Source organism: Hydrogenophaga sp. GW101-3F08, from assembly GCF_059424585.1.
The window spans coordinates 29,828-50,126 of the sequence record NZ_JBWKZP010000006.1 but is presented as its reverse complement, the minus strand read 5'-3'; the positions used below and the strand labels follow the sequence as shown (position 1 = coordinate 50,126).

21 protein-coding genes and 2 tRNA genes are annotated in these 20,299 nt (G+C 60.9%); 14 read left to right on the top strand and 9 right to left on the bottom strand.

All coding sequences use genetic code 11. The features are described from left to right. The first annotated feature begins 191 nt into the window (after positions 1 to 191). The 6 genes from petA (at position 192) to AC07YZ_RS15885 (ending at position 4,456) form a co-directional block, all read left to right on the top strand. A complete protein-coding gene (gene petA / locus AC07YZ_RS15910; RefSeq protein ID WP_226491826.1) occupies positions 192 to 800 on the top strand; it encodes a ubiquinol-cytochrome c reductase iron-sulfur subunit in 609 nt (202 codons plus the stop codon). 49 nt (positions 801 to 849) lie between these two features. Beyond that, entirely contained in the window at positions 850 to 2,250 is a 1,401-nt protein-coding gene (locus AC07YZ_RS15905) for a cytochrome b (RefSeq protein WP_226491827.1), read from the top strand. Positions 2,251 to 2,282: 32 nt separating this feature from the next. Next, entirely contained in the window at positions 2,283 to 3,038 is a 756-nt protein-coding gene (locus AC07YZ_RS15900) for a cytochrome c1 (protein WP_226491828.1), read from the top strand. Between the two features lie 117 nt (positions 3,039 to 3,155). Further along, positions 3,156 to 3,767, top strand: a complete 612-nt coding sequence (locus AC07YZ_RS15895; RefSeq protein ID WP_159607845.1) for a glutathione S-transferase N-terminal domain-containing protein — start codon at positions 3,156 to 3,158, stop codon at positions 3,765 to 3,767. 52 nt (positions 3,768 to 3,819) lie between these two features. Then, positions 3,820 to 4,359, top strand: a complete 540-nt coding sequence (locus tag AC07YZ_RS15890) for a ClpXP protease specificity-enhancing factor (protein ID WP_494795429.1) — start codon at positions 3,820 to 3,822, stop codon at positions 4,357 to 4,359. A gap of 21 nt (positions 4,360 to 4,380) precedes the next feature. After that, positions 4,381 to 4,456, top strand: a tRNA-Thr gene (locus AC07YZ_RS15885). 39 nt (positions 4,457 to 4,495) lie between these two features. Here the strand turns inward: AC07YZ_RS15885 and AC07YZ_RS15880 are convergent. Further along, positions 4,496 to 4,813, bottom strand: coding sequence for a DciA family protein (locus AC07YZ_RS15880; protein WP_226491830.1), 318 nt, complete (start codon positions 4,811 to 4,813; stop codon positions 4,496 to 4,498). 52 nt (positions 4,814 to 4,865) lie between these two features. Between AC07YZ_RS15880 and AC07YZ_RS15875 the strand changes: the two genes are divergently transcribed. From AC07YZ_RS15875 to AC07YZ_RS15855, 5 genes are all read left to right on the top strand, one after another. Beyond that, the gene (locus AC07YZ_RS15875) at positions 4,866 to 5,816 is read left to right on the top strand and encodes a M23 family metallopeptidase (protein ID WP_226491831.1); all 951 of its coding nucleotides are present in this window, start codon (positions 4,866 to 4,868) and stop codon (positions 5,814 to 5,816) included. A gap of 174 nt (positions 5,817 to 5,990) precedes the next feature. Next, complete coding sequence (secA, locus tag AC07YZ_RS15870) at positions 5,991 to 8,735, top strand: preprotein translocase subunit SecA (protein WP_494795428.1); 2,745 nt, start codon at positions 5,991 to 5,993, stop codon at positions 8,733 to 8,735. Positions 8,736 to 8,793: 58 nt separating this feature from the next. Beyond that, on the top strand, positions 8,794 to 10,041 hold the full coding sequence (gene argJ, locus AC07YZ_RS15865; protein ID WP_494795427.1) for a bifunctional glutamate N-acetyltransferase/amino-acid acetyltransferase ArgJ: 1,248 nt from the start codon (positions 8,794 to 8,796) through the stop codon (positions 10,039 to 10,041). A gap of 80 nt (positions 10,042 to 10,121) precedes the next feature. Then, positions 10,122 to 11,000 (top strand): ATP-binding protein, encoded by an 879-nt coding sequence (locus AC07YZ_RS15860; protein ID WP_494795426.1) that lies wholly within the window; start codon positions 10,122 to 10,124, stop codon positions 10,998 to 11,000. Between the two features lie 71 nt (positions 11,001 to 11,071). After that, positions 11,072 to 11,524 (top strand): NUDIX domain-containing protein, encoded by a 453-nt coding sequence (locus AC07YZ_RS15855; protein WP_494795618.1) that lies wholly within the window; start codon positions 11,072 to 11,074, stop codon positions 11,522 to 11,524. A gap of 22 nt (positions 11,525 to 11,546) precedes the next feature. On the opposite strand, the gene AC07YZ_RS15850 is transcribed toward AC07YZ_RS15855, so the two are convergent. The 8 genes from AC07YZ_RS15850 to AC07YZ_RS15815 form a co-directional block, all read right to left on the bottom strand. Continuing rightward, complete coding sequence (locus tag AC07YZ_RS15850; RefSeq protein WP_226491835.1) at positions 11,547 to 11,750, bottom strand: DNA gyrase inhibitor YacG; 204 nt, start codon at positions 11,748 to 11,750, stop codon at positions 11,547 to 11,549. Between the two features lie 8 nt (positions 11,751 to 11,758). Beyond that, positions 11,759 to 12,514 (bottom strand): cell division protein ZapD, encoded by a 756-nt coding sequence (zapD, locus tag AC07YZ_RS15845; RefSeq protein ID WP_226491836.1) that lies wholly within the window; start codon positions 12,512 to 12,514, stop codon positions 11,759 to 11,761. A gap of 43 nt (positions 12,515 to 12,557) precedes the next feature. Next, positions 12,558 to 13,163, bottom strand: a complete 606-nt coding sequence (gene coaE, locus AC07YZ_RS15840) for a dephospho-CoA kinase (RefSeq protein ID WP_494795425.1) — start codon at positions 13,161 to 13,163, stop codon at positions 12,558 to 12,560. A gap of 7 nt (positions 13,164 to 13,170) precedes the next feature. Continuing rightward, the gene (locus tag AC07YZ_RS15835; protein WP_226491838.1) at positions 13,171 to 14,037 is read right to left on the bottom strand and encodes a prepilin peptidase; all 867 of its coding nucleotides are present in this window, start codon (positions 14,035 to 14,037) and stop codon (positions 13,171 to 13,173) included. Further along, the gene (locus AC07YZ_RS15830) at positions 14,037 to 15,254 is read right to left on the bottom strand and encodes a type II secretion system F family protein (protein ID WP_226491839.1); all 1,218 of its coding nucleotides are present in this window, start codon (positions 15,252 to 15,254) and stop codon (positions 14,037 to 14,039) included. The genes AC07YZ_RS15835 and AC07YZ_RS15830 overlap by 1 nt, the downstream gene beginning before the upstream one ends. Before the next feature lie 32 nt (positions 15,255 to 15,286). Then, complete coding sequence (gene pilB / locus AC07YZ_RS15825) at positions 15,287 to 17,023, bottom strand: type IV-A pilus assembly ATPase PilB (RefSeq protein WP_226491840.1); 1,737 nt, start codon at positions 17,021 to 17,023, stop codon at positions 15,287 to 15,289. Positions 17,024 to 17,190: 167 nt separating this feature from the next. Then, a tRNA-Pro gene (locus AC07YZ_RS15820) sits at positions 17,191 to 17,267 on the bottom strand. Between the two features lie 54 nt (positions 17,268 to 17,321). Then, positions 17,322 to 18,251 (bottom strand): polyprenyl synthetase family protein, encoded by a 930-nt coding sequence (locus AC07YZ_RS15815; protein WP_494795424.1) that lies wholly within the window; start codon positions 18,249 to 18,251, stop codon positions 17,322 to 17,324. 259 nt (positions 18,252 to 18,510) lie between these two features. Here AC07YZ_RS15815 and rplU point away from each other — a divergent pair, with 259 nt between their 5' ends. From rplU to cgtA, 3 genes are all read left to right on the top strand, one after another. Beyond that, positions 18,511 to 18,822 (top strand): 50S ribosomal protein L21, encoded by a 312-nt coding sequence (rplU, locus tag AC07YZ_RS15810; protein WP_068174372.1) that lies wholly within the window; start codon positions 18,511 to 18,513, stop codon positions 18,820 to 18,822. A 13-nt stretch (positions 18,823 to 18,835) separates the two neighbouring features. Continuing rightward, positions 18,836 to 19,093 (top strand): 50S ribosomal protein L27, encoded by a 258-nt coding sequence (rpmA, locus tag AC07YZ_RS15805; RefSeq protein WP_068174371.1) that lies wholly within the window; start codon positions 18,836 to 18,838, stop codon positions 19,091 to 19,093. A gap of 123 nt (positions 19,094 to 19,216) precedes the next feature. Then, entirely contained in the window at positions 19,217 to 20,290 is a 1,074-nt protein-coding gene (gene cgtA, locus AC07YZ_RS15800; protein WP_226491842.1) for an Obg family GTPase CgtA, read from the top strand. Positions 20,291 to 20,299 lie beyond the last annotated feature (9 nt).

Sequence of the window (20,299 nt, the reverse complement as noted above, 5' to 3'; positions counted from 1 at the left end):
CGGTGCCAACAGCGATTCTCACGCACGCGACCGGAGTATTTTGGTTGGCTGACGAAAGTCAAATGCGCGCGCGGCATGGCTTGTGACAATGTCTGGTGGGCCGCCTCGGCAAGCCAAAGTGGGGGCCATGAGCTCCAGTACAATGCCGGGTTGTCCCTAGTATCCCCCTCGAAACTGATTGAAAGATCCCCATGAGTGAAGCAACCGTCGATGCGACCGTCGATAGCAGCCGCCGAACCTGGCTGATCACATCCTGCGCCATGGGTGGCGTGGGTGCAGCCGCGGTCGCCGTTCCCTTCGTGAGCAGTTTTCAGCCGTCCGAGCGGGCCAAAGCGGCCGGCGCCGCGATCGAGGTGGATATCTCCACTCTGCAGCCTGGTGAAAAGCGGGTGGTCGAGTGGCGCGGCAAGCCGGTGTGGATCATGCGGCGTACCCCCGAGCAACTGGCGGCACTGGAAAAGCAGGAAGATCAATTGGCTGATCCGAACTCGGATCGCAAGACCTACCCCACGCCTGAGTACGCGAAAAACCGCCATCGCTCCATCAAACCCGAAGTGCTGGTTGCCGTGGGCATCTGCACCCACCTGGGCTGTTCCCCTGGTGACAAGTTCACCCCCGGTCCCCAGCCTTCTCTGCCGGATAACTGGCAGGGCGGTTTCCTTTGTGCCTGCCACGGTTCCACGTTCGATGTGGCCGGGCGTGTTTTCAAGAACAAGCCAGCGCCGGACAACCTCGAAGTTCCCCCGCACTACTACCTGTCCGACACCACCCTGTTGGTCGGCGAAGAGAAAAAAGCCTGACCCGCTGCACCGCACAGTGCACGCAGTCTACTGACCACAGAGGCATTCCATGGCTGAATTCAAAGAAATCTCCCCCGACGCACCCCTGGGCCAAAAGGCACTGAATTGGGTTGACAACCGGTTCCCGCTCTCCAAGCTCTTCAATGAGCACATGGCCGAGTACTACGCGCCGAAAAACTTCAACTGGTGGTACATCTTCGGTTCGCTGGCGCTGCTGGTGCTGGTGATCCAGATCGTGACGGGCATCTTCCTTGTGATGCACTACAAGCCCGACGCGACCACGGCGTTCGCTTCGGTCGAGTACATCATGCGCGATGTGCCGTGGGGCTGGCTGATCCGCTACATGCACTCCACCGGGGCTTCGGCCTTTTTTGTGGTGGTGTACCTCCACATGTACCGTGGCCTGATCTACGGCTCGTATCGCAAGCCGCGCGAACTGGTTTGGGTCTTCGGTTGTGCCATCTTCCTGGTATTGATGGCGGAGGCTTTCATGGGCTATCTGCTGCCGTGGGGTCAGATGTCGTACTGGGGCGCCCAGGTGATCGTCAACCTGTTCTCGGCCATTCCCTTCGTTGGCCCCGATCTGGCGTTGTTGATCCGTGGCGATTTCGTGGTGGGCGACGCCACCCTCAACCGCTTCTTCAGCTTCCACGTGATTGCCGTGCCGTTGGTCTTGCTGGGCCTCGTGGTGGCTCACATCATTGCGCTGCACGAAGTGGGCTCCAACAACCCTGATGGTGTCGAAATCAAGGCCACCAAGGATGACAAGGGCATTCCGCTGGACGGCATTCCGTTCCATCCGTACTACAGCGTGCACGACATCTTTGGCGTGTCTCTGTTCCTGATGGTGTTCTCCGCCATCGTGTTCTTTGCTCCCGAGTTTGGTGGCTACTTCCTGGAGTACAACAACTTCATTCCGGCCGACCCGCTGGTCACGCCGCTGCACATCGCGCCAGTCTGGTACTTCACGCCGTTCTACTCCATGCTGCGTGCCATCACCAGCGAGATGATGTACGCCCTGATCGCCTGCGTGTTGCTGGGTGCTCTGCTGGGCGTGGTCAAGGCCCGGCTCAACATGGTCATGAAGGGCGCGGTTGTGGGGAGTGCGGTGGTGCTGGTGGCCCTGATGCTGGCCATCGATGCCAAGTTTTGGGGTGTGGTCGCCATGGGTGGCGCCGTCGTGATTCTGTTTTTCCTGCCCTGGCTGGACAACAGCCCTGTCAAGTCGATTCGCTACCGCCCAAGCTGGAACAAGTGGCTCTACCTGGTGTTCGTGATCAACTTCCTGATCCTGGGCTACTTGGGCGTGCAGCCGCCGTCGCCCGTCGGCGAACGTGTCTCGCAAGTGGGCACGCTGTTCTATTTCGGCTTTTTCCTGCTGATGCCCTGGTGGAGCCGCCTGGGCGAATTCAAGCCGGTACCCAGCCGTGTCACCTTCCACCCCCATTGAGCCCATACGAGCCATTCCGGAGAGTCAAGCAAATGAAAAAAATCCTTATGGGCTTTGCGCTGGCCCTGGGCCTGTCGGGTTCGGTCCTGGCCGCTGGCGGTGGGTTCCCGCTGGACAAGGCGCCCAATCGCACCAACGACATGGCCGCTCTTCAAAACGGCGCCAAGCTGTTTGTCAACTACTGCCTGAGCTGCCATTCGGCGGCCTTCATGCGCTACAACCGCCTGCGTGACATCGGTTTGAACGACAAGCAGATCGCGGAAAACCTGACTTTTGCCACCGACAAGATCGGTGACACGATGAAGTCGGCGATCGATCCGCGTCAGGCGAAAGCCTGGTTTGGCGCCAATCCTCCCGATCTGACGGTGATCGCCCGTTCGCGCTCCAGCCACGCCGGGACCGGCGCTGATTACATCTACACGCTGCTGCGCACTTATTACCGCGATGAATCCAAGCCCACCGGCTGGAACAACATGGTGTTCCCGAACATCGGCATGCCCAACCCTTTGTGGCAACTGCAGGGTGAACGCAAACCGGTTCACGAAAAAGTGGAAAGCCACGGCCATGAGGTGGAGCTGCTCAAAGGCTGGGAACAAGTCAAGCCGGGCACGCTCAGCGAGGCTGAATACGACCAGAATGTCGGCGATCTGGTGGCTTATCTGCAGTGGATGAGCGAACCGGCCCAGAACAGCCGCGTGCGCATTGGCGTGTGGGTGTTGTTGTTCCTCTCCGTCTTCACGTTGGTCGCCTGGCGCCTGAACGCGTCTTACTGGAAAGACGTCAAATAATTCGATTCGGGTTGAGGTGTGCCAGCGTTGCTGGCGTACCCATCCGTCCCACAGTGGATTGCAGCGCCGGCATGGTGTTTTGCAATCCACTGTTTTTTGCTTTAAGGAGACTCCCTCATGATGGTCTTGTACTCGGGCACCACCTGCCCCTATTCCCACCGTTGCCGTTTCGTCCTGTTCGAGAAGGGCATGGACTTTGAAATCCGGGACGTGGACCTGTACAACAAGCCCGAAGACATCAGTGTCATGAACCCGTATGGCCAGGTGCCGATCCTGGTCGAACGCGATCTGATCCTGTACGAGTCGAACATCATCAACGAATACATTGATGAGCGCTTCCCCCATCCTCAGCTCATGCCGGGCGACCCGGTGGACCGCGCTCGCGTGCGCCTGTTTCTGCTGAACTTCGAAAAGGAATTGTTCACGCATGTGTCCATGCTGGAATCGCGCAGCACCAAGGGCAATGAGAAGGCCCTGGAAAAGGCCCGCGCTCACATCCGCGACCGTCTGACACAGCTGGCCCCGGTGTTCCTCAAGAACAAGTTCATGCTGGGAGACAACTTCTCCATGCTGGATGTCGCCATTGCACCGCTGTTGTGGCGTCTGGACTTTTACGGCATTGAGCTGAGCAAGAATGCGGCCCCATTGCTCAAGTACGCCGAGCGCATTTTCTCGCGCCCGGCCTATATCGAGGCGCTGACGCCATCTGAAAAAGTGATGCGCAAGTGAGGACGTCGCAGTTCGAGCCCGGCTGGGTGACGGGGCATTGACGGGGTTTCAGATGAGTTCCATCGAGCAGGAGACACCCTCCACCCGTCCGTACCTGATCCGCGCACTGCATGAGTGGTGTGTTGATCACGGGTTTTCGCCCTATATCGCCGTGCAGGTGGATGCTTCGGTGCAGGTGCCGATGGAGTTTGTCCAGCATGGGGAAATTGTGCTCAATGTGAGCTTTGATGCCACCAGCTCCTTGCGGCTGGGCAACGACTTCATCGAGTTCAAGGCGCGGTTTGGTGGCGTTGCCAGAGAGATCGTGGTGCCCGTGAGCCATGTGGTGGCGATCTATGCGCGCGAGAACGGGCAAGGCATGGCCTTTCCTCCGCCATCGTTGGCTGCAAGCCCTGCCGAGCTGGAGAGCGAAGCACTGAAGAGCGACGCTGTCACGCTGGATTCAACCCGCTCCCCGAATGTGCAAGACCGTGGGACGCTGCGTGCCGTTCCGAACGAGGGTGCTCCCACCGAGTCGACCGATCCCCTTGAGCCGCCACCAGACGGTCCATCGCGCGGAAGTGGGCGACCCCAGCTCAAGCGCGTCAAGTAAAATCCGGCTCCCGGTTTCAGTGCCGCTTTAGCTCAGTTGGTAGAGCAATCGCCTTGTAAGCGATAGGTCGTCTGTTCGAGTCAGACAAGCGGCACCATCGTCTGCTCCGTGTGGGCGGAGCTCCCCAAGCCTGGCTTCACTGCCCCGGGATTTGGACTTTGATGCGAATTGAGTTAACCTGCGCCCCATTTTGGGTCAGGGTTTGTTGCAGGCTGGGCAGCAGCTGGCGGAGCTTGGTCGATGCGGCCGCGCTGCCAACCAGAAGGCACCATTCGGTGTCCTGAATGGGGCCAGCTTTGACATGCCGACGCAGACTGATCGGGATCAGGTGTTGCACCTGTTCCATGCACTGCTGGGATGCTCGAATCCGTTCCTGCAGTGCGGCGAGCGAGGGTGCTGCTCCGACCGCCTGCTCCAGGCTGAGCATGGTGTGAAATCGTGGGGCGGTGCTCATGCGATGTTGGGGCTTCGGGTTTGAAGCCGGTGCCATCACGAAAGGTTGAATTGTGCACATCATTATCACGGATGCCTGGTTGGCCAAGAGTCGGGCGCTGCACCTGGACAGCCTGAAACTGCTGGCGGCAGGGGTGGTGGCGTCGGTGTTGCTGATGCTGGGGTCCGTGGCCGCCTACCACTGGGTGTTTCTCGAAGGTGTGCGCCAGGGGTGGCCGGGTTTTGGACCGGTGGCCCGGTTGGTCAGCCAGGGTGAGGTGGATTCGAAAGATGTCTACATGCGCGAGAACCTGGACGCCATGGCGCGCAAACTCGGAGAAATGCAGGCGCGCATGCTGCAGATCGAGTCCCTGGGTGAGCGCGTAGCCGGTCTGGCCGGGCTCAATCCGCAGGAGTTCAGAACCCACCAAGGGGCGGGTGGGGCACTGATTTCGGGACGCGATCTGACGCTGGAAGAGTTGACACAGGCGTTGGATCAGCTGGATACGGCCAGTGGTTCGCGGGTCGACTGGCTGACGGTGGTGGAGTCTCGTCTCTTTGATCAGAAAATCCAGCGCACCATGGTGCCGACCGAACAACCGGTGACCGGTGGGCGTGTGGGGTCACCATTCGGTTTTCGCATTGATCCGATCAATGGGCGCTCTGCTTTGCACACCGGACTCGACTTTCCGGCCGACCCTGGAACGCCCATCCTGGCGGCGGCCGGCGGCATCGTGGTGGTGCAGGAATTTCACCCCGCGTACGGCAACATGGTTGAAGTCGATCACGGCAACGATCTGATCACCCGATACGCGCACTCATCAAAGGTGCTCGTGAAGAAGGGGGACATCGTCAAACGCGGGCAGAAGATTGCCGAAGTGGGCTCAACGGGTCGTTCGACCGGTCCTCATCTGCATTTTGAAGTCTGGGTGTCCGGGGTGCCTCAGGATCCCCAGCGGTTCCTTGCCGCAGGCGAGTCCATGGCGACTGCCAACCTGCAGACTGGCAAGACCCGCCTGCGCTGACCCGGCTTCGAGCGCCGGGTAAAATCAGCACTTTGCTCTTGAAAGCACAGCGTTCGTCGGCAGATCACGGGTTCCTTCCCGGCGTTTTGCCTCGATCCGTTGGCTGAGAGCCCACCGATTCCATTTAGCCCGGCCGGCACGCGCTAGTCGCATGTACGGTACAGGCCTGCACGTATGGCCACAAACTTCCTCACCAAAATATTTGGTAGCCGCAACGACCGCTTGCTCAAGACCTACCGCAAAACGGTGGAGCGCATCAACGGCCTTGAACCCCAGTTTGAAAAGCTCAGCGACGACGAGTTGAAGGCGCTGACCGACGTCTTCAAGCGCCGCATTGCCGACGGCGAAGCCCTTGAGGCCATCCTGCCCGAGGCATTTGCGGTGGTTCGCGAGGCCAGCAAGCGCGTCATGAAGATGCGCCACTTCGACGTACAGCTCGTCGGTGGCCTGGCGCTGCACCATGGCAAGGTGGCCGAAATGCGCACTGGCGAGGGCAAGACGCTGACCGCCACGTTGCCCGTGTACCTGAACGCGCTCACCGGCAAAGGTGTGCACGTGGTGACGGTGAACGACTACCTGGCGAGCCGTGACGCGCAGTGGATGGGTCGGCTGTACAACTTTCTCGGTCTCACGGTGGGCATCAACCTGCCACAAGCGCCGCGCGAAGAGAAGCAGGCTGCCTACCGGGCCGACATCACCTACGGCACCAACAACGAATACGGTTTTGACTATCTGCGCGACAACATGGTCTATGAGTCGGGTGACCGCGTGCAGCGGGGCCTGAACTACGCCATCGTCGATGAGGTGGACTCCATTCTGATCGACGAGGCGCGCACGCCGTTGATCATCAGCGGTCAGGCCGACGATCAGACCGAGGTGTACCTGGCGATCAAGCAGCTGGTGCCCCATCTGGTGCGACAGGAAGGCGAGGCCGATCCCCGCACGGGTGAGGGCGTCATCAAGCCCGGCGACTTCACCTTGGATGAGAAGGCGCACTCCATCCACATGACCGAGCAGGGGCATGAAAATGCCGAGCGCCTGCTGAGCCAGGCCGGTTTGCTGCCCGATGGCGCTTCGTTGTACGACCCGGCCAACATCGCCCTGCTGCACCACCTGGTGACGTCGCTCAAGGCCCACCATCTTTACCACCGCGACCAGCACTATGTGAACCAGAACGGCGAGATCGTCATCGTCGACGAGTTCACAGGTCGTCTGATGTCCGGGCGCCGCTGGAGCGATGGCCTGCACCAGGCCGTCGAGGCCAAGGAAGGCGTGGCGATCCAGCCGGAAAACCAGACCCTGGCATCGATCACGTTCCAGAACTATTTCCGTCTCTACGGCAAGCTCTCTGGCATGACCGGCACGGCCGATACCGAGGCCTACGAGTTCCAGGAGATCTACGGTCTGGAAACCGTGGTGATTCCGCCCAACCGGCCCAGCAAGCGCGAGGACCAGCTCGACCGCGTGTACAAGACCACCAACGAAAAGTACGTGGCCGCGATCGAAGACATCCGCGAATGCCATGAGCGTGGACAGCCGGTGCTGGTGGGCACCTCGTCGATCGAGAACTCGGAAATCATTGCCGGCCTGCTGACGAAAGAGAATCTGCCGCACGAGGTGCTCAACGCCAAACAGCACGCCCGCGAGGCCGACATCATCGTGCAGGCGGGCCGCCCCGGCGCCATCACCATCGCGACGAACATGGCCGGTCGTGGGACCGACATTGTGCTTGGTGGCAACCTGGAGAAGATGAGTGCCGCCATTGAGGCCGACGAGTCCCTGGACGCAGCGACCAAGGCAGCACGACTCGAAACCCTGCGCCAGCAGTGGCAGCTGGACCATGAGAAGGTCAAGGCCTTGGGTGGTTTGCGCATCATCGCCACCGAACGCCACGAATCGCGGCGCATCGACAACCAGTTGCGCGGCCGTTCGGGCCGCCAGGGCGACCCGGGTTCGTCTCGCTTCTATCTGAGTCTGGACGACTCCCTGATGCGCATCTTCGCGGGGGACCGCGTGCGCGCCATCATGGACCGGCTGAAGATGCCCGAAGGCGAAGCCATCGAGGCGGGCATTGTCACGCGCAGCATCGAAAGTGCGCAACGCAAGGTGGAGGCGCGCAACTTCGACATCCGCAAACAGCTGCTCGAATACGACGACGTTTCCAATGATCAGCGCAAGGTGATCTACCAGCAGCGCAACGACATCCTCGATGCGCAGAGCCTGCGTGCCCAGATCGATTCCTTGCGCGATGGCTGCTTCACCGATCTTGTGCATCAGTATGTGCCGGAAGGCAGTGTCGAAGAGCAGTGGGACCTGCCGGCGCTGGAGCGTGTGCTGCGTGAGGAGTGGTCGGTGGATGCGCCGGTGGCCTCCTGGGTGTCGGATGCCGAGGCGATCGACGGGGAGGAAATCGTCGAGCGCGTGCTGGCCGCGGCCAAGGCGGTGTTTGACGGCAAGGTGCAGACCGTGGGCGAAGAGAACTTCACCCAGTTCGAGCGCGTGGTGCTGTTGCAGACCATCGACAGCCAATGGCGCGAGCATCTGTCGGCGCTTGATTACCTGCGCCAGGGGATTCACCTGCGCGGCTACGCACAGAAACAACCCAAACAGGAATACAAGCGCGAAGCCTTCATGCTTTTCGGTCAGCTGCTCGACAGCGTCAAGAACGACGTCAGCCGCATTCTGATGAACGTGCGCGTGCAGTCGGCCGAACAGATGTCGGAAGTCGCGGAACAGCTGGAAGATCGTGCCGAGCGCATCACCAACGTGACCTATACCGCACCCACCGAAACGGGTGAGGCCCAGAGTACCACCGACCTGGACACGGCGGTGGCTACCATGCCCCGGGTCGGTCGCAACGATCCCTGCCCCTGCGGCAGCGGTAAAAAGTACAAACACTGTCACGGCAAGCTGGACTGAACCCTTCCGGTGGTGACCAGCGGTCGCCGCCGGGTGGTCGGACCATCCAAGGAGTCTCATGCCTGTTCTTCTCAATCCTCCCCAGGCCGGGGATCTGCTGGCCATCCCCGGTGTGCGCATCGGTGTCGCTCAGGCCGGCATCCGCAAAGCCAACCGCAAGGATCTGACGGTCTTCCTGCTCGATGAGGGCAGCGCCGTGGGTGCGGTGTTCACCCAGAATCGCTACGCCGCAGCGCCTGTGCAGGTGTGCCGTGAGCATCTGGGATCTGGCAGCGCGATCCGGGTCATGGTCATCAACACCGGCAACGCCAATGCCGGCACCGGCGAGTCTGGGCTCGCCCATGCCCGCCAGACTTGTTCCGCGCTGGCGCTGGCGCTGGGTGTGCAGCACGAGCAGGTGCTGCCGTTTTCGACCGGTGTGATCATGGAGCCGCTGCCGCTGGAGCGGCTGCTGTCCGGCCTGCCCGCGGCGCTTGAAAGCGCTGCACAGGCTGCCGTGACGGGCGGCGAGCAGTGGCTGTCGGCCGCGGAAGGCATCATGACCACCGACACTCTGCCCAAGGCGGTCAGCCGTCAGGCCACGGTGGGTGGGCGCACAGTCAGTGTCACCGGTATCGCCAAGGGGGCCGGCATGATCCGGCCCAACATGGCCACCATGCTCGGTTTCGTGGCCACAGATGCCTGTGTCGATCCCGGGCTCATGAATGCCCTGGCACGCCGTCTGGCCGATGTGTCGTTCAACCGTGTGACCGTGGATGGCGACACTTCCACCAACGACTCGTTCGTGGTCGTGGCCACCGGTCAGGCGGGCAACGCCGCCGTGACCGATCTGGACGGCCCGGACGGGCTGGCCTTGCTGGCAGCACTCACGCCGGTGGCGCAGCATCTGGCACATGCCATCGTCCGTGATGGCGAGGGGGCCACCAAGTTCATCACGGTGCAGGTCGAAGGGGGAGGCACGGCGGCGGAGTGTCTGCAGGTGGCCTATGCGGTGGCGCATTCACCCCTGGTGAAGACGGCCTTCTTCGCCAGCGATCCGAACCTGGGGCGTATCCTCGCCGCTGTGGGCTACGCTGGCATTGCCGACTTGGATGTGACAAAGATCGATCTGCATTTGGGCGATGTGCACGTGGTCACCGCTGGTGGCCGCCATCCGGCCTATCGCGAGGAAGACGGCCAACGCGTGATGAAGGAAGCCGAGATACTGGTGCGCATCGGGTTGGGTCGTGGAACCGCCACCGAAACGGTGTGGACCTGTGATTTCAGCCACGACTACGTGACGATCAACGCCGACTACCGGTCATGAGGGCGCATGTCTTCCGCAAGCGGGCCGTTGCATACCCAAGGCTGTGGCTTTCCTGGCTGGGCTGAGTTGCGGGACCTGACATGAATCCGAATTTCGAACGTTTGCTGGAGCGGGCGGAGCAACTGATCTCGCGCATCGAGTCCGTGTTGCCGCAGCCGTTGGGGGCCCCTGACTGGTCGGCTTCGGTCGCGTTTCGCTACCGCAAACGCAGCAGCGGCCATGGGGTGCTGGAGCCGGTGCGCCATGTGGGTGCGATGCGTCTGACCGATCTGCAGGAGATCGATGGTCAGAAGGACAAGATCCGGCGCAACACCGATCAATTCGTGCAGGGGCGGCCGGCCAACAACGTGCTGCTGACCGGCGCGCGTGGCACCGGCAAGTCGTCACTGGTCAAGGCCTGTCTTCACGAGTTCGCTGCGCAAGGGCTGCGATTGATCGAGGTGGACAAGGCCGATCTGGTGGATTTGCCCGATATCGTGGACGTGGTGGCGGAGCGTCCCGAACGCTTCATCGTGTTCTGCGACGATCTGAGCTTCGAGGACGGTGAGCCGGGCTACAAGGCCCTGAAATCCATCCTGGACGGTTCGGTGTCGGCCGCCGGCCCGAATGTGCTGATTTATGCCACCAGCAACCGGCGCCATCTGCTGCCGGAGTACATGAAGGAAAACCTCAGCTACACCCACACCACCGATGGCGAAGTGCATCCTGGCGAGGTGGTGGAGGAGAAGATTTCGTTGTCCGAGCGCTTTGGCTTGTGGGTGAGTTTTTATCCTTTCAGCCAAGACGAGTATCTGGTTATCGTGGCTCAGTGGTTGTCGTCCTTTGGCGTGCCTGCGGACGAAATCGAAGCGGCCCGTCCGCTGGCCCTGGTCTGGGCCTTGGAGCGGGGATCGCGCAGTGGCCGGGTGGCCTACCAGTTCGCGCGTGACTACGCAGGGACACATGCGGCGCGAGGCTGACATGTTGGCCCTTGTGGCGCCAATGGACCACCATTGCCTTCCTGGCAAGGGGTTGGTTCGGGGCAATTGCCATGGGTGATGGGGTTCTGGTGGTCGATGCCGACCGCCAGCGCAGCGATCCCGAGGGCCGGCTGGTGGTGGAGGTGGCGGTGGGGATCTTGATCAGCCTGACCGGTGAATTTCTGCTGACGTCCAGGCCCGAAGGCAAGGTCTATGCGGGCTATTGGGAGTTTCCGGGAGGCAAGCTCGAAGCCGGCGAGAATGTGGAGCAGGCCCTGCGGCGCGAGTTGCAGGAAGAAATCGGGGTGACGATAGGCATCGTGCACGCCTGGAGGGAATCGCTCGTGGACTATCCGCATGCTTTGGTGCGGTTGCATTTCTGCAAGGTGTTCGACTGGACAGGCACACTGCACATGCATGAGGGGCAGCAGTTCAGCTGGGAGCGTCTGCCGGTTCGCTGTCGTCCGGTGCTGGCCGGAACGGTGCCGGTTCTCGAATGGCTGGCCGCCGAACAGGCCGTTTGAGCACGGTCCCGCAAAAAATCTTTCAGCTCTGTTCGAAATCCGGATCGGTGTTGGGCAGCTGCTCAGGCAGTTTGAAGCGTTCGCTGGCCCAGGCGCCCAGATCCATGTTCCTGCAGCGTTCACAACAGAACGGGCGGAACCGGTTGCTCGGACCGTACACGCTGGGTCCTCCACAGCCAGGGCAACGCACGGTCTTGATCGGGGCCTCGTGGGCCGTGTTCACCATGGGCCGCCTCAAGCGCAGAGGGTCAGTTCGAAGGCGGCATCTTCCTGCGCCGGGTGCAGTCGGTCGTCATCCCCTTGGCGCATCAGCCGCACTGAAAGCATCAAGCGGTTGCCGCTGATTTCGGGTATCAAACCCTGCGAGGGATCGATGCGCAAACGCAGCAATTGGAAGCTGCGACCTTGCGGCAGGTTCTGCTGGAACTGACCAGCCGGCGCCACCACTTTTTGCGGTGATCCAGAGTCTCTGAGCATCTTCAGGAGCAGCACAATGGATTCGGCCAACGGTGCCAGCGGCTCGGACCAGCGCTGTAGATCGGCTTGGCGCTGTTCCGTGCCGTGGTGCTGCCAGTCAAAGTAGGCCGGCAAATCGAACTCGCAGGTGCCCCCGGGGATGCCGATGCGACTGCGGATGCTCATGAGCCAGTCGTTCTCGGTCAGAGACTGGCCCGTTTTGCCTGCGAGCTGGTTGAGCCGGGTGAAGCAGCCATCCAGCTGGGCAATGACACCGTCCAGCACCTGCTCCGCAATTGCCGGGTTGCCCCGGTAGCTGTTGAGCTGCTGTTTCTGCCGCTCGATGTCCTTGAGCACGTCGGACTTCATGTCGGCGCGTGAGGCGACGTCCATGATTTCGAAAATGGTCTGGATGGCGTAGTGATGATCCAGCGCGTGGCTGCGTGGTACCAACTCGGCCAGGCGGCGGAACAACTGCTCCAGCCGCAGGTAGGTTCGTATGCGTTCGTTGAGAGGGTATTCGTACAGGATCACAGCGGCGGAGCTTCGCAGGGAAAGGCGTCGGGCGGGGCTTTCATCATAGCCCGAACTCATCGGCGAGCAGACCAACCAGACGCCGCAAGGGTTCGATCTGGTAACCATCGTTGAAGATCACCATGTCGGCGGCGAGCAGTCGCTGTGCGCGCGGACACTGGCTGCGCAAGACGGCTTCTATGGTGTCGCGGTCCCAGCCATTGCGCTCGGTCACGCGGCGGACTTGCGTTTCCTCTGAACAGTCCACCACCAGCACACGGTCTAGCTGCTGGCGCCACTCCGCCGATTCGACCAGCAACGGCACGTCAAATACCAGGCATGGTGAGCTGGATGCGGCCGCCAGTCGCCGGATTTCGGCGCGCACCAGGGGGTGGACGATGGCCTCAAGGGCCTGTCTGGCCTCGGGATGGGTGAACACATGGTCGCGCATGCGTGGGCGATCCAGCGCCCCATCCGGGGTGATGAAATCCTGACCAAAGGTCTGAGCGATGGCGGGGATGGCCGAGCCATTTTCAAGCGTGCAGGCACGGGAAATGGCATCGGCATCGATCACGGTGGCTCCCCGGTCCTGCAGCAAGCGGGCCACGGTGCTCTTGCCGCTGCCGATGCCTCCCGTGAGTCCCAGGCGCAGGATGGTGCGCGCGGTCATGGCTCGGTCAGAGGCCGATGAAGGACACGATGGCCGATGGACCAAAGATCATTGAAGTCAGGCCCGCCACTGCCAGGAAGGGACCGAAAGGGACATAGCCGCCTTCACGCAATTGGCCCAGGAGTTTGATGGTTATGCCAACCGCAGCACCAACGACAGACGCCATGAGAATGACCGGGATCAGCGCTTGCCAGCCAAACCAGGCGCCAAAGGCTGCGAACAGTTTGAAGTCGCCATAGCCCATGCCTTCTTTGCCGGTCACCAGCTTGAAGGCCCAGTACACCAGCCACAGCGAGAGATAACCAGCGACTGCGCCCCAGAGGGCATCGGGCAGGGCGGTGTCGGTCAGACGCAGGCCTGCTGCGCACAGGCCCGCCCAGAGCAGGGGCAGGGTGATGTCATCGGGCAGCAGGGTGGTGTCCCAATCGATACAGGCGAGTGCGAGGACGGCAGCCGAAAAGCCGCACCAGGCCAGGGCCTCCGCGGTCAGGCCCCAATTCCAGCCGCACCATGCAAACAATGCCGCGCCGACCAGCTCCACCATCGGATACCGCAGGCTGATAGGGGCCGCACAGCTGCGGCATTTGCCCCGCAATGCCAGGTAGCTGAGCACCGGGATGTTCTCAAACCAGCGGATCGTGTGACCGCAGTGCGGGCAACGGGAGCGCGGAACAAGCAGGTTGAATGGCTCGGGGTCAGCGCTCTGGGCCTGCTGCACCGGGTCCGCAGATGAGGGATGCAGCTCCGCGCATTCGGCCGTCCAACGCAGCTCCATCATCTTGGGCAGACGGTGGATGACCACATTGAGAAAACTGCCCACCAACAAACCCAGCACACCCAGAAGCGCTGCGTCCAGCACGCCCGCATCCGGCATCAAACCACCTGGCCCAGCTTGAAGATGGGCAAGTACATGGAAACCACGATGCCACCAATGATGGTGCCCAGAATCACGATGATGATGGGCTCCATCAGGCTGGACAGACCGGCCACCATGTCATCCACTTCCGCTTCGTAAAAGTCGGCAGCCTTGCCCAGCATGTGGTCAATGGAGCCCGACTCTTCGCCAATGGCACACATCTGCAGCACCATGGACGGGAAGAGGTTGGCATTGGTCATGGCGTTGGTCAGGCTGGTGCCGGTTGAAACTTCCTGCTGGATTCTCTCGGTTGCAATGGCATAGACCGAGTTGCCGGAAGCTCCTCCCACCGAGTCCAAGGCTTCGACCAGAGGCACGCCCGCCGCGAACATCGTTGCGAGCGTGCGGGTCCAGCGGGCAATGACCGCTTTCTCCACCAGCGCGCCAAAGATCGGCATCTTTAGCATGAGGCGGTCCATGAACATCTGGACCTTTTCATTGCGGCGCCACGCCTGCATGAAAAAGTAGAAACCGCCACCGAGGCCGCCAAAAATCAGCCACCAGTACTCGGTGAAGAACTCGCTCATGGCGATCACAAACAAGGTGGGCCCGGGCAAGTCGGCACCGAAAGAGGTGAACACTTGCTTGAACGACGGAATCACGAAAATCATGATCACCGCCACCACGACAAAGGCCACGATGATCACCGAGATGGGGTACATCAACGCCGACTTGATCTTGGACTTGATGGCCTCGGTCTTCTCCATGTAGACCGCGAGACGGTCGAGCAACTCTTCCAGAATACCGGCCGCTTCACCCGCTTCCACGAGGTTGCAATAGAGACTGTCGAAGTAAAGCGGGTTCTTGCGGAAGGCCGCGCTGAGCGACGTGCCCGTTTCCACGTCGCTGCGGATGTCGTTGAGCAGCTTGGTCACGCTGGGGTTGGGGTTGCCGCGACCGACAATGTCGAAGGCCTGCAGCAGGGGTACACCGGCCTTCATCATGGTGGCCAGCTGGCGCGTGAAAATCGCGATGTCCTTGGGTTTGATTCTCTTGCCGGAAGACGTGCGCCGCTTTTTCACCTTGCCTGGCACGATCCCCTGCCGGCGCAGCGCCGCCAACACCTGGTTCTCGCCGGCCGCCCGGGTCTCGCCCCGAACCGTCTTGCCATTGCGGTCCTTGCCTTCCCACTCGAAGACGAAGTCCTTGATACCTTTGGATGCAGCAGTTGCCATGGTGTTTTCGGATTCCTGTGTCTAGCGTGAACTCATTCGTTGGTAACGCTCAGAACTTCTTCCAGCGAGGTCATGCCTTGTCTGACCTTAAGCAGTCCCGATTCGCGCAGGGTGCGCACACCTTCGGCGCTGGCCTGCTTGGCAATGTCCAGCGCGCTTCCGCCCCGCAAAATGATGCGCTGGATTTCTTCGGAAATTGGCATGACCTGATAGATACCGACGCGCCCCTTGTAGCCGTTGTTGCATGCTGAGCAACCCACCGGTTTGTAGGGCGTCCAGGTACCGTCCAAGTCTTCGCTTTTGAACCCGGCATCCATCAGAGCCTTGCGAGGAACGTCCAACGGTGCCTTGCAAGTGGCGCACAGCCTGCGCGCCAGACGTTGTGCCGTGATCAGGATCACGCTGGAAGCGATGTTGAACGTGGGAATGCCCATGTTCATCATCCGTGTGAGCGTGGTCGGCGCATCGTTGGTGTGGAGGGTCGAGAGCACCATGTGGCCCGTCTGAGCCGCCTTGATGGAGATGTCAGCGGTCTCCAGATCGCGAATCTCACCAACCATGATCACGTCGGGATCTTGGCGCAGGAATGCCTTGAGGGCCGCCGCAAAGGTCAACCCTGCCTTTTCGTTGACGTTGACCTGATTGACGCCCGGCAGGTTGATTTCGGAGGGGTCCTCGGCCGTCGAGATATTGATGCCCGGTTTGTTGAGTATGTTCAGGCAGGTGTAAAGCGACACCGTCTTGCCCGAGCCGGTGGGTCCGGTCACGAGCACCATGCCGTAGGGCCGGCTGATGGCGTTCATCAACCGCGCCTTCTCCTCCGGTTCATAGCCCAGCGCGTCGATGCCTACCTTGGCGCTGCTCGGGTCCAGAATACGGATCACGATCTTCTCGCCGAACAGCGTCGGCAATGTGCTGACCCGAAAATCGATCACCCGATCAGGCCCCACCTTGAGCTTCATGCGCCCGTCCTGGGGCACCCGCTTTTCGGAGATGTCCATGCGGGAGATCACCTTGATACGGGAAGCCAGCTTGTCCTTGATCGCAATCGGAGGGGAGGCAATCTCCCGCAACTCACCATCGACACGAAAACGTACCCGGTAGTTGTGTTCGTACGGCTCGAAATGCAGATCGGAGGCGCGCATGTTGAACGCGTCGAGCAGCATTTTGTGCAGAAATTTGACGACTGGCGCGTCGTCGACCTCTGAAGCCTTGTCGTTTGCGTCGGCCACCACCGTATCGGTGACCATGTCGTCGAACTCGAAATCGCTGCCTCCGATGATGTTGTCCATCGCTTCGTTGGCGGTGGTGGTCTGGACTTCCACCAGTTTGCTGAGCTTGTCGTACTCTGCGATCACCCAGTCCACACCCATCTGGGTCGCGAACTTGATCTTTTCGGCCGCTTGCTGGTCTGCAGGGTCGGCCGTGGCCACCATCAGGCGGTTGTTCCGCTTGCTCAGGACGACGATACGGTAGTCAGCGCAGATTCGCGCATCCAGCAAACCTTTGGGCAATCGCTCGACGTCAATGGCATCCATATCCAGCAGCGGGGCGGCGAAAGCCGTGGACATGGTGTGGGCCAAGTCCGCTGCGGAAACCGAGCCTGAGCCGATCAGTTCTGCGATAAAACTGCTACGGCTGCTCTGTGCTTTCTTGTACAGGTCTTCGGCGGCCTTCTGCCCCAGTTTTCCCGCCGACACCAGCGCACGACCAAGGCCGGGCAGGGCCATGGAAGGGGTCTCTTGGATCACCGTGTCGACAGATGCCATAAACCTGTAATCTAACGTAAATCAACGACTTGGCCGCCACTATTCAGGCAACTTGTGTCGAAAATGCGCATCCGCGCGCATTTGGCGTTGTATGGAGGTTGCGGAACGGTAGGGCATGCCCTCCTTGGGGCGCCCAGGGCCCGCGGTTTCGCGAAATGGGAAAAATCTGGTCGGGGTGAGAGGATTCGAACCTCCGGCCTCTACGTCCCGAACGTAGCGCTCTACCAGGCTAAGCTACACCCCGATGGGCCTTGGTGGCCAATCTTTTTTGGAGGCCGTGAAGGTCTCCAAGAACTCTTTAGGAGCGTCGCTCCAGCAGTCCAGCCGCCAATTGTAGCAAAGCCTCGGTGTAGGCATTGGCGGGAAGCTGACGGGCTGCATCAATGGCCCTTTGCGCCTCGGTCATGGCGCTGTTGCGGGCCGATGTGAGAGCCCCGGTTCGCACAATGATGGAGAGGATGTCGTCCAGATGGGTGAGATCTCCATGCTGAATGGCCTGTTGAATCAAGGCGCGTTCTGCTTCAGTGGCGGTGCGCAGCGCGCAGATGATCGGCAGGGTGACCTTGCCTTCACGCAGGTCGTCCCCCAGATTCTTGCCCAGTTCGCCGGCGCTGCCTTCATAGTCCAACACGTCGTCGATCACCTGAAAGGCTGTGCCCAGCGCTTGGCCGTAGGTAGCACAGATGGCCTCAATGTGCGGGTCGGAGCCCATCAATATGGGGGCCAGTCGGGCGCTGGCCTCGAACAGCTTGGCGGTTTTTGAGCGGATCACACGCAGGTAGGCGGCTTCGTCCAGCGAGGTGTCGTGCATGTTCATGAGTTGCAGCACCTCGCCTTCCGCGATCACATTGGTGGCGTCGGACAGCACCTGCATCACCCGCATGTCGTTGACATCCACCATCATCTGAAAGGCGCGTGAATACAAAAAGTCGCCCACCAGCACGCTGGCGGCGTTTCCGAACCGTTCATTGGCCGTCTCCCGGCCGCGGCGCAAGGTCGACTCGTCCACCACATCGTCGTGCAGCAGGGTGGCGGTGTGGATGAATTCAACAACCGCCGCCAAGGCGTGGCGGTGTGGGCTCTGACTGCCCAATGCGCCGCTGACCAGCAGGAGCAGCGCAGGGCGCAGACGTTTGCCGCCCGCTGAAATGATGTATTGGGCCACTTCGCGGACCAGAGGAACCTCGGTGGTCAGTCGTTCGCCGATCACCTGATCGACCCGTTGCATGTCTGGATGGATCAAATCCAGAGGGGAGGATGTGGGGTGTGAGGTGGAGGTCAAGATGCGAGCGGTCTGAGGAGGGGTGTCTGGGGCGCAGGCCGCGATTATAGAAAGCCGGTGTGGGCGGCTCAGGGTGCGCGCACTCCATGAAGCTGGCGGCGGACTGCTGCGACTTGATGCGGTATTCTGGTCGTGCTAAAATTAGAGGTTCAGCGGAATTTGGTCTGCTGAATATCCATTCGTGGATTTTTTACAAGAGGTTCATATGTACGCGGTCATAAAAACCGGTGGCAAACAGTATCGTGTTGCTGCTGGCGAAAAAATTAAAGTAGAACAGATTGCTGCGGATGTGGGCCAAGAGATCGTGTTTGACCAGGTTCTGGCTGTCGGCAACGGCACCGAAATCAAGGTTGGCACTCCCTTGGTTTCCGGCGCAACGGTCACGGTCACGGTGTTGGCGCATGGCAGGCACGACAAGGTCAGCATCTTCAAGATGCGCCGTCGCAAGCACTACCAGAAGCGTCAAGGTCACCGTCAGAATTTCACCGAACTGCAGATTTCGTCGATCGCAGCCTGAGGAGTAAGTCAACATGGCACAGAAAAAAGGCGGCGGCTCTACGCGAAACGGGCGCGATTCCAAGCCCAAGATGCTCGGCGTGAAAGCGTTCGGTGGTGAGCTGGTCAGCGCAGGCTCGATCATCGTTCGTCAGCGGGGCACGAAGTTTCACCCCGGGGTGAACGTGGGTCTGGGCAAGGACCACACCCTGTTTGCCACGGCTGACGGGCATGTCACTTTCGCCGTCAAAGGCGAACTGAACCGCCACGTGGTGAGCATCACGCCCGTCTGAGACGGGGCGCTGTGCCGCTGCCGGATTCCTTGAATCGGCGCAGCAACGCACGGGTGATGTCTTGATTGCAAAAGGCCCGCCTATGCGGGCCTTTTGTGTTGGTTTTTCCTGAGAATACATGTCATGAAATTTGTAGACGAAGCCACGATCGAAGTCGCTGCGGGCGATGGTGGCAATGGCTGCGCCTCGTTCAGGCATGAGAAATACAAAGAATTTGGCGGCCCCGATGGTGGAGACGGTGGCCGTGGCGGCCACGTGTACGCGGTGGCGGATGCCAGCCTGAATACTTTGGTGGACTTTCGCTACACGCGGCGTTTCGAGGCTCATCGTGGCGAGCATGGCAAAGGCTCAGACATGTTCGGTGTCAAGGGCGACGACATCGTGTTGAAGATGCCCGTGGGCACTATCATCGCGGATGCCGAAACCGGCGAGGTGCTGCACGAGCTGCTGCAGCCTGGCGAGCAGATCACCATCGCCAAGGGTGGCGATGGCGGCTTCGGCAACATGCACTACAAGAGCTCGACCAACCGCGCGCCGCGTCAGAAGACGCCTGGCTGGGCGGGGGAAAAGCGCACGCTCAAGCTGGAGCTGAAGGTGTTGGCCGATGTGGGCCTGCTGGGCATGCCCAACGCGGGCAAGTCCACGCTGATCGCCGCCATTTCCAATGCCCGACCGAAGATTGCCGACTACCCATTCACCACGCTGTATCCCAATCTTGGCGTGGTGCGGGTCGCGCCTGAGAAGAGTTTTGTGGTGGCCGATGTGCCGGGGTTGATCGAAGGTGCTTCGGAGGGCGCGGGGCTGGGGCACCAGTTTCTGCGTCACCTGCAGCGCACCCGGTTGCTGCTGCATATGCTCGATGTGGCGCCGTTCGACGAAGGTGTGGACCCCGTGGTGCAAGCCAAGGCCATCGTGGCGGAGCTCAAGAAGTTTGACCAGAAGCTGTACGACAAGCCGCGCTGGCTGGTGCTCAACAAGCTGGATATGGTGAGCGCCGATGAGCGCGAAACCCGTGTCAAGGACATCGTCAAGCGACTGAAGTACAAAGGGCCGGTGTTCGAGATATCTGCCCTGACCCGCGAAGGCTGTGAGCGGCTGGTGCAGTCGGTCTACGAATACCTGTCCAAGGAATTCCAGTCGCATCAGCAACCGGTGGATGTGGACCCGCGTTTCGTGGACGACCCGCGCGGCGTCTGATGAGCGCTG

Excerpts from the sequence above, each read along its gene's own strand:
- AC07YZ_RS15890 (WP_494795429.1), top strand. The coding sequence starts at position 3,820 with ATGAGTTCCATCGAGCAGGAGACACCCTCCACCCGTCCGTACCTGATC.
- rpmA (WP_068174371.1), top strand. The coding sequence starts at position 18,836 with ATGGCACAGAAAAAAGGCGGCGGCTCTACGCGAAACGGGCGCGATTCC.
- argJ (WP_494795427.1), top strand. The coding sequence starts at position 8,794 with ATGCCTGTTCTTCTCAATCCTCCCCAGGCCGGGGATCTGCTGGCCATC.
- AC07YZ_RS15860 (WP_494795426.1), top strand. The coding sequence starts at position 10,122 with ATGAATCCGAATTTCGAACGTTTGCTGGAGCGGGCGGAGCAACTGATC.
- petA (WP_226491826.1), top strand. The coding sequence starts at position 192 with ATGAGTGAAGCAACCGTCGATGCGACCGTCGATAGCAGCCGCCGAACC.
- AC07YZ_RS15880 (WP_226491830.1), bottom strand. The coding sequence starts at position 4,813 with ATGAGCACCGCCCCACGATTTCACACCATGCTCAGCCTGGAGCAGGCG.
- AC07YZ_RS15815 (WP_494795424.1), bottom strand. The coding sequence starts at position 18,251 with ATGCAACGGGTCGATCAGGTGATCGGCGAACGACTGACCACCGAGGTT.
- cgtA (WP_226491842.1), top strand. The coding sequence starts at position 19,217 with ATGAAATTTGTAGACGAAGCCACGATCGAAGTCGCTGCGGGCGATGGT.
- rplU (WP_068174372.1), top strand. The coding sequence starts at position 18,511 with ATGTACGCGGTCATAAAAACCGGTGGCAAACAGTATCGTGTTGCTGCT.
- coaE (WP_494795425.1), bottom strand. The coding sequence starts at position 13,163 with ATGACCGCGCGCACCATCCTGCGCCTGGGACTCACGGGAGGCATCGGC.
- AC07YZ_RS15855 (WP_494795618.1), top strand. The coding sequence starts at position 11,072 with ATGGGTGATGGGGTTCTGGTGGTCGATGCCGACCGCCAGCGCAGCGAT.
- AC07YZ_RS15850 (WP_226491835.1), bottom strand. The coding sequence starts at position 11,750 with ATGGTGAACACGGCCCACGAGGCCCCGATCAAGACCGTGCGTTGCCCT.
- AC07YZ_RS15895 (WP_159607845.1), top strand. The coding sequence starts at position 3,156 with ATGATGGTCTTGTACTCGGGCACCACCTGCCCCTATTCCCACCGTTGC.
- AC07YZ_RS15830 (WP_226491839.1), bottom strand. The coding sequence starts at position 15,254 with ATGGCAACTGCTGCATCCAAAGGTATCAAGGACTTCGTCTTCGAGTGG.
- AC07YZ_RS15835 (WP_226491838.1), bottom strand. The coding sequence starts at position 14,037 with ATGCCGGATGCGGGCGTGCTGGACGCAGCGCTTCTGGGTGTGCTGGGT.
- secA (WP_494795428.1), top strand. The coding sequence starts at position 5,991 with ATGGCCACAAACTTCCTCACCAAAATATTTGGTAGCCGCAACGACCGC.
- AC07YZ_RS15900 (WP_226491828.1), top strand. The coding sequence starts at position 2,283 with ATGAAAAAAATCCTTATGGGCTTTGCGCTGGCCCTGGGCCTGTCGGGT.
- pilB (WP_226491840.1), bottom strand. The coding sequence starts at position 17,023 with ATGGCATCTGTCGACACGGTGATCCAAGAGACCCCTTCCATGGCCCTG.
- AC07YZ_RS15905 (WP_226491827.1), top strand. The coding sequence starts at position 850 with ATGGCTGAATTCAAAGAAATCTCCCCCGACGCACCCCTGGGCCAAAAG.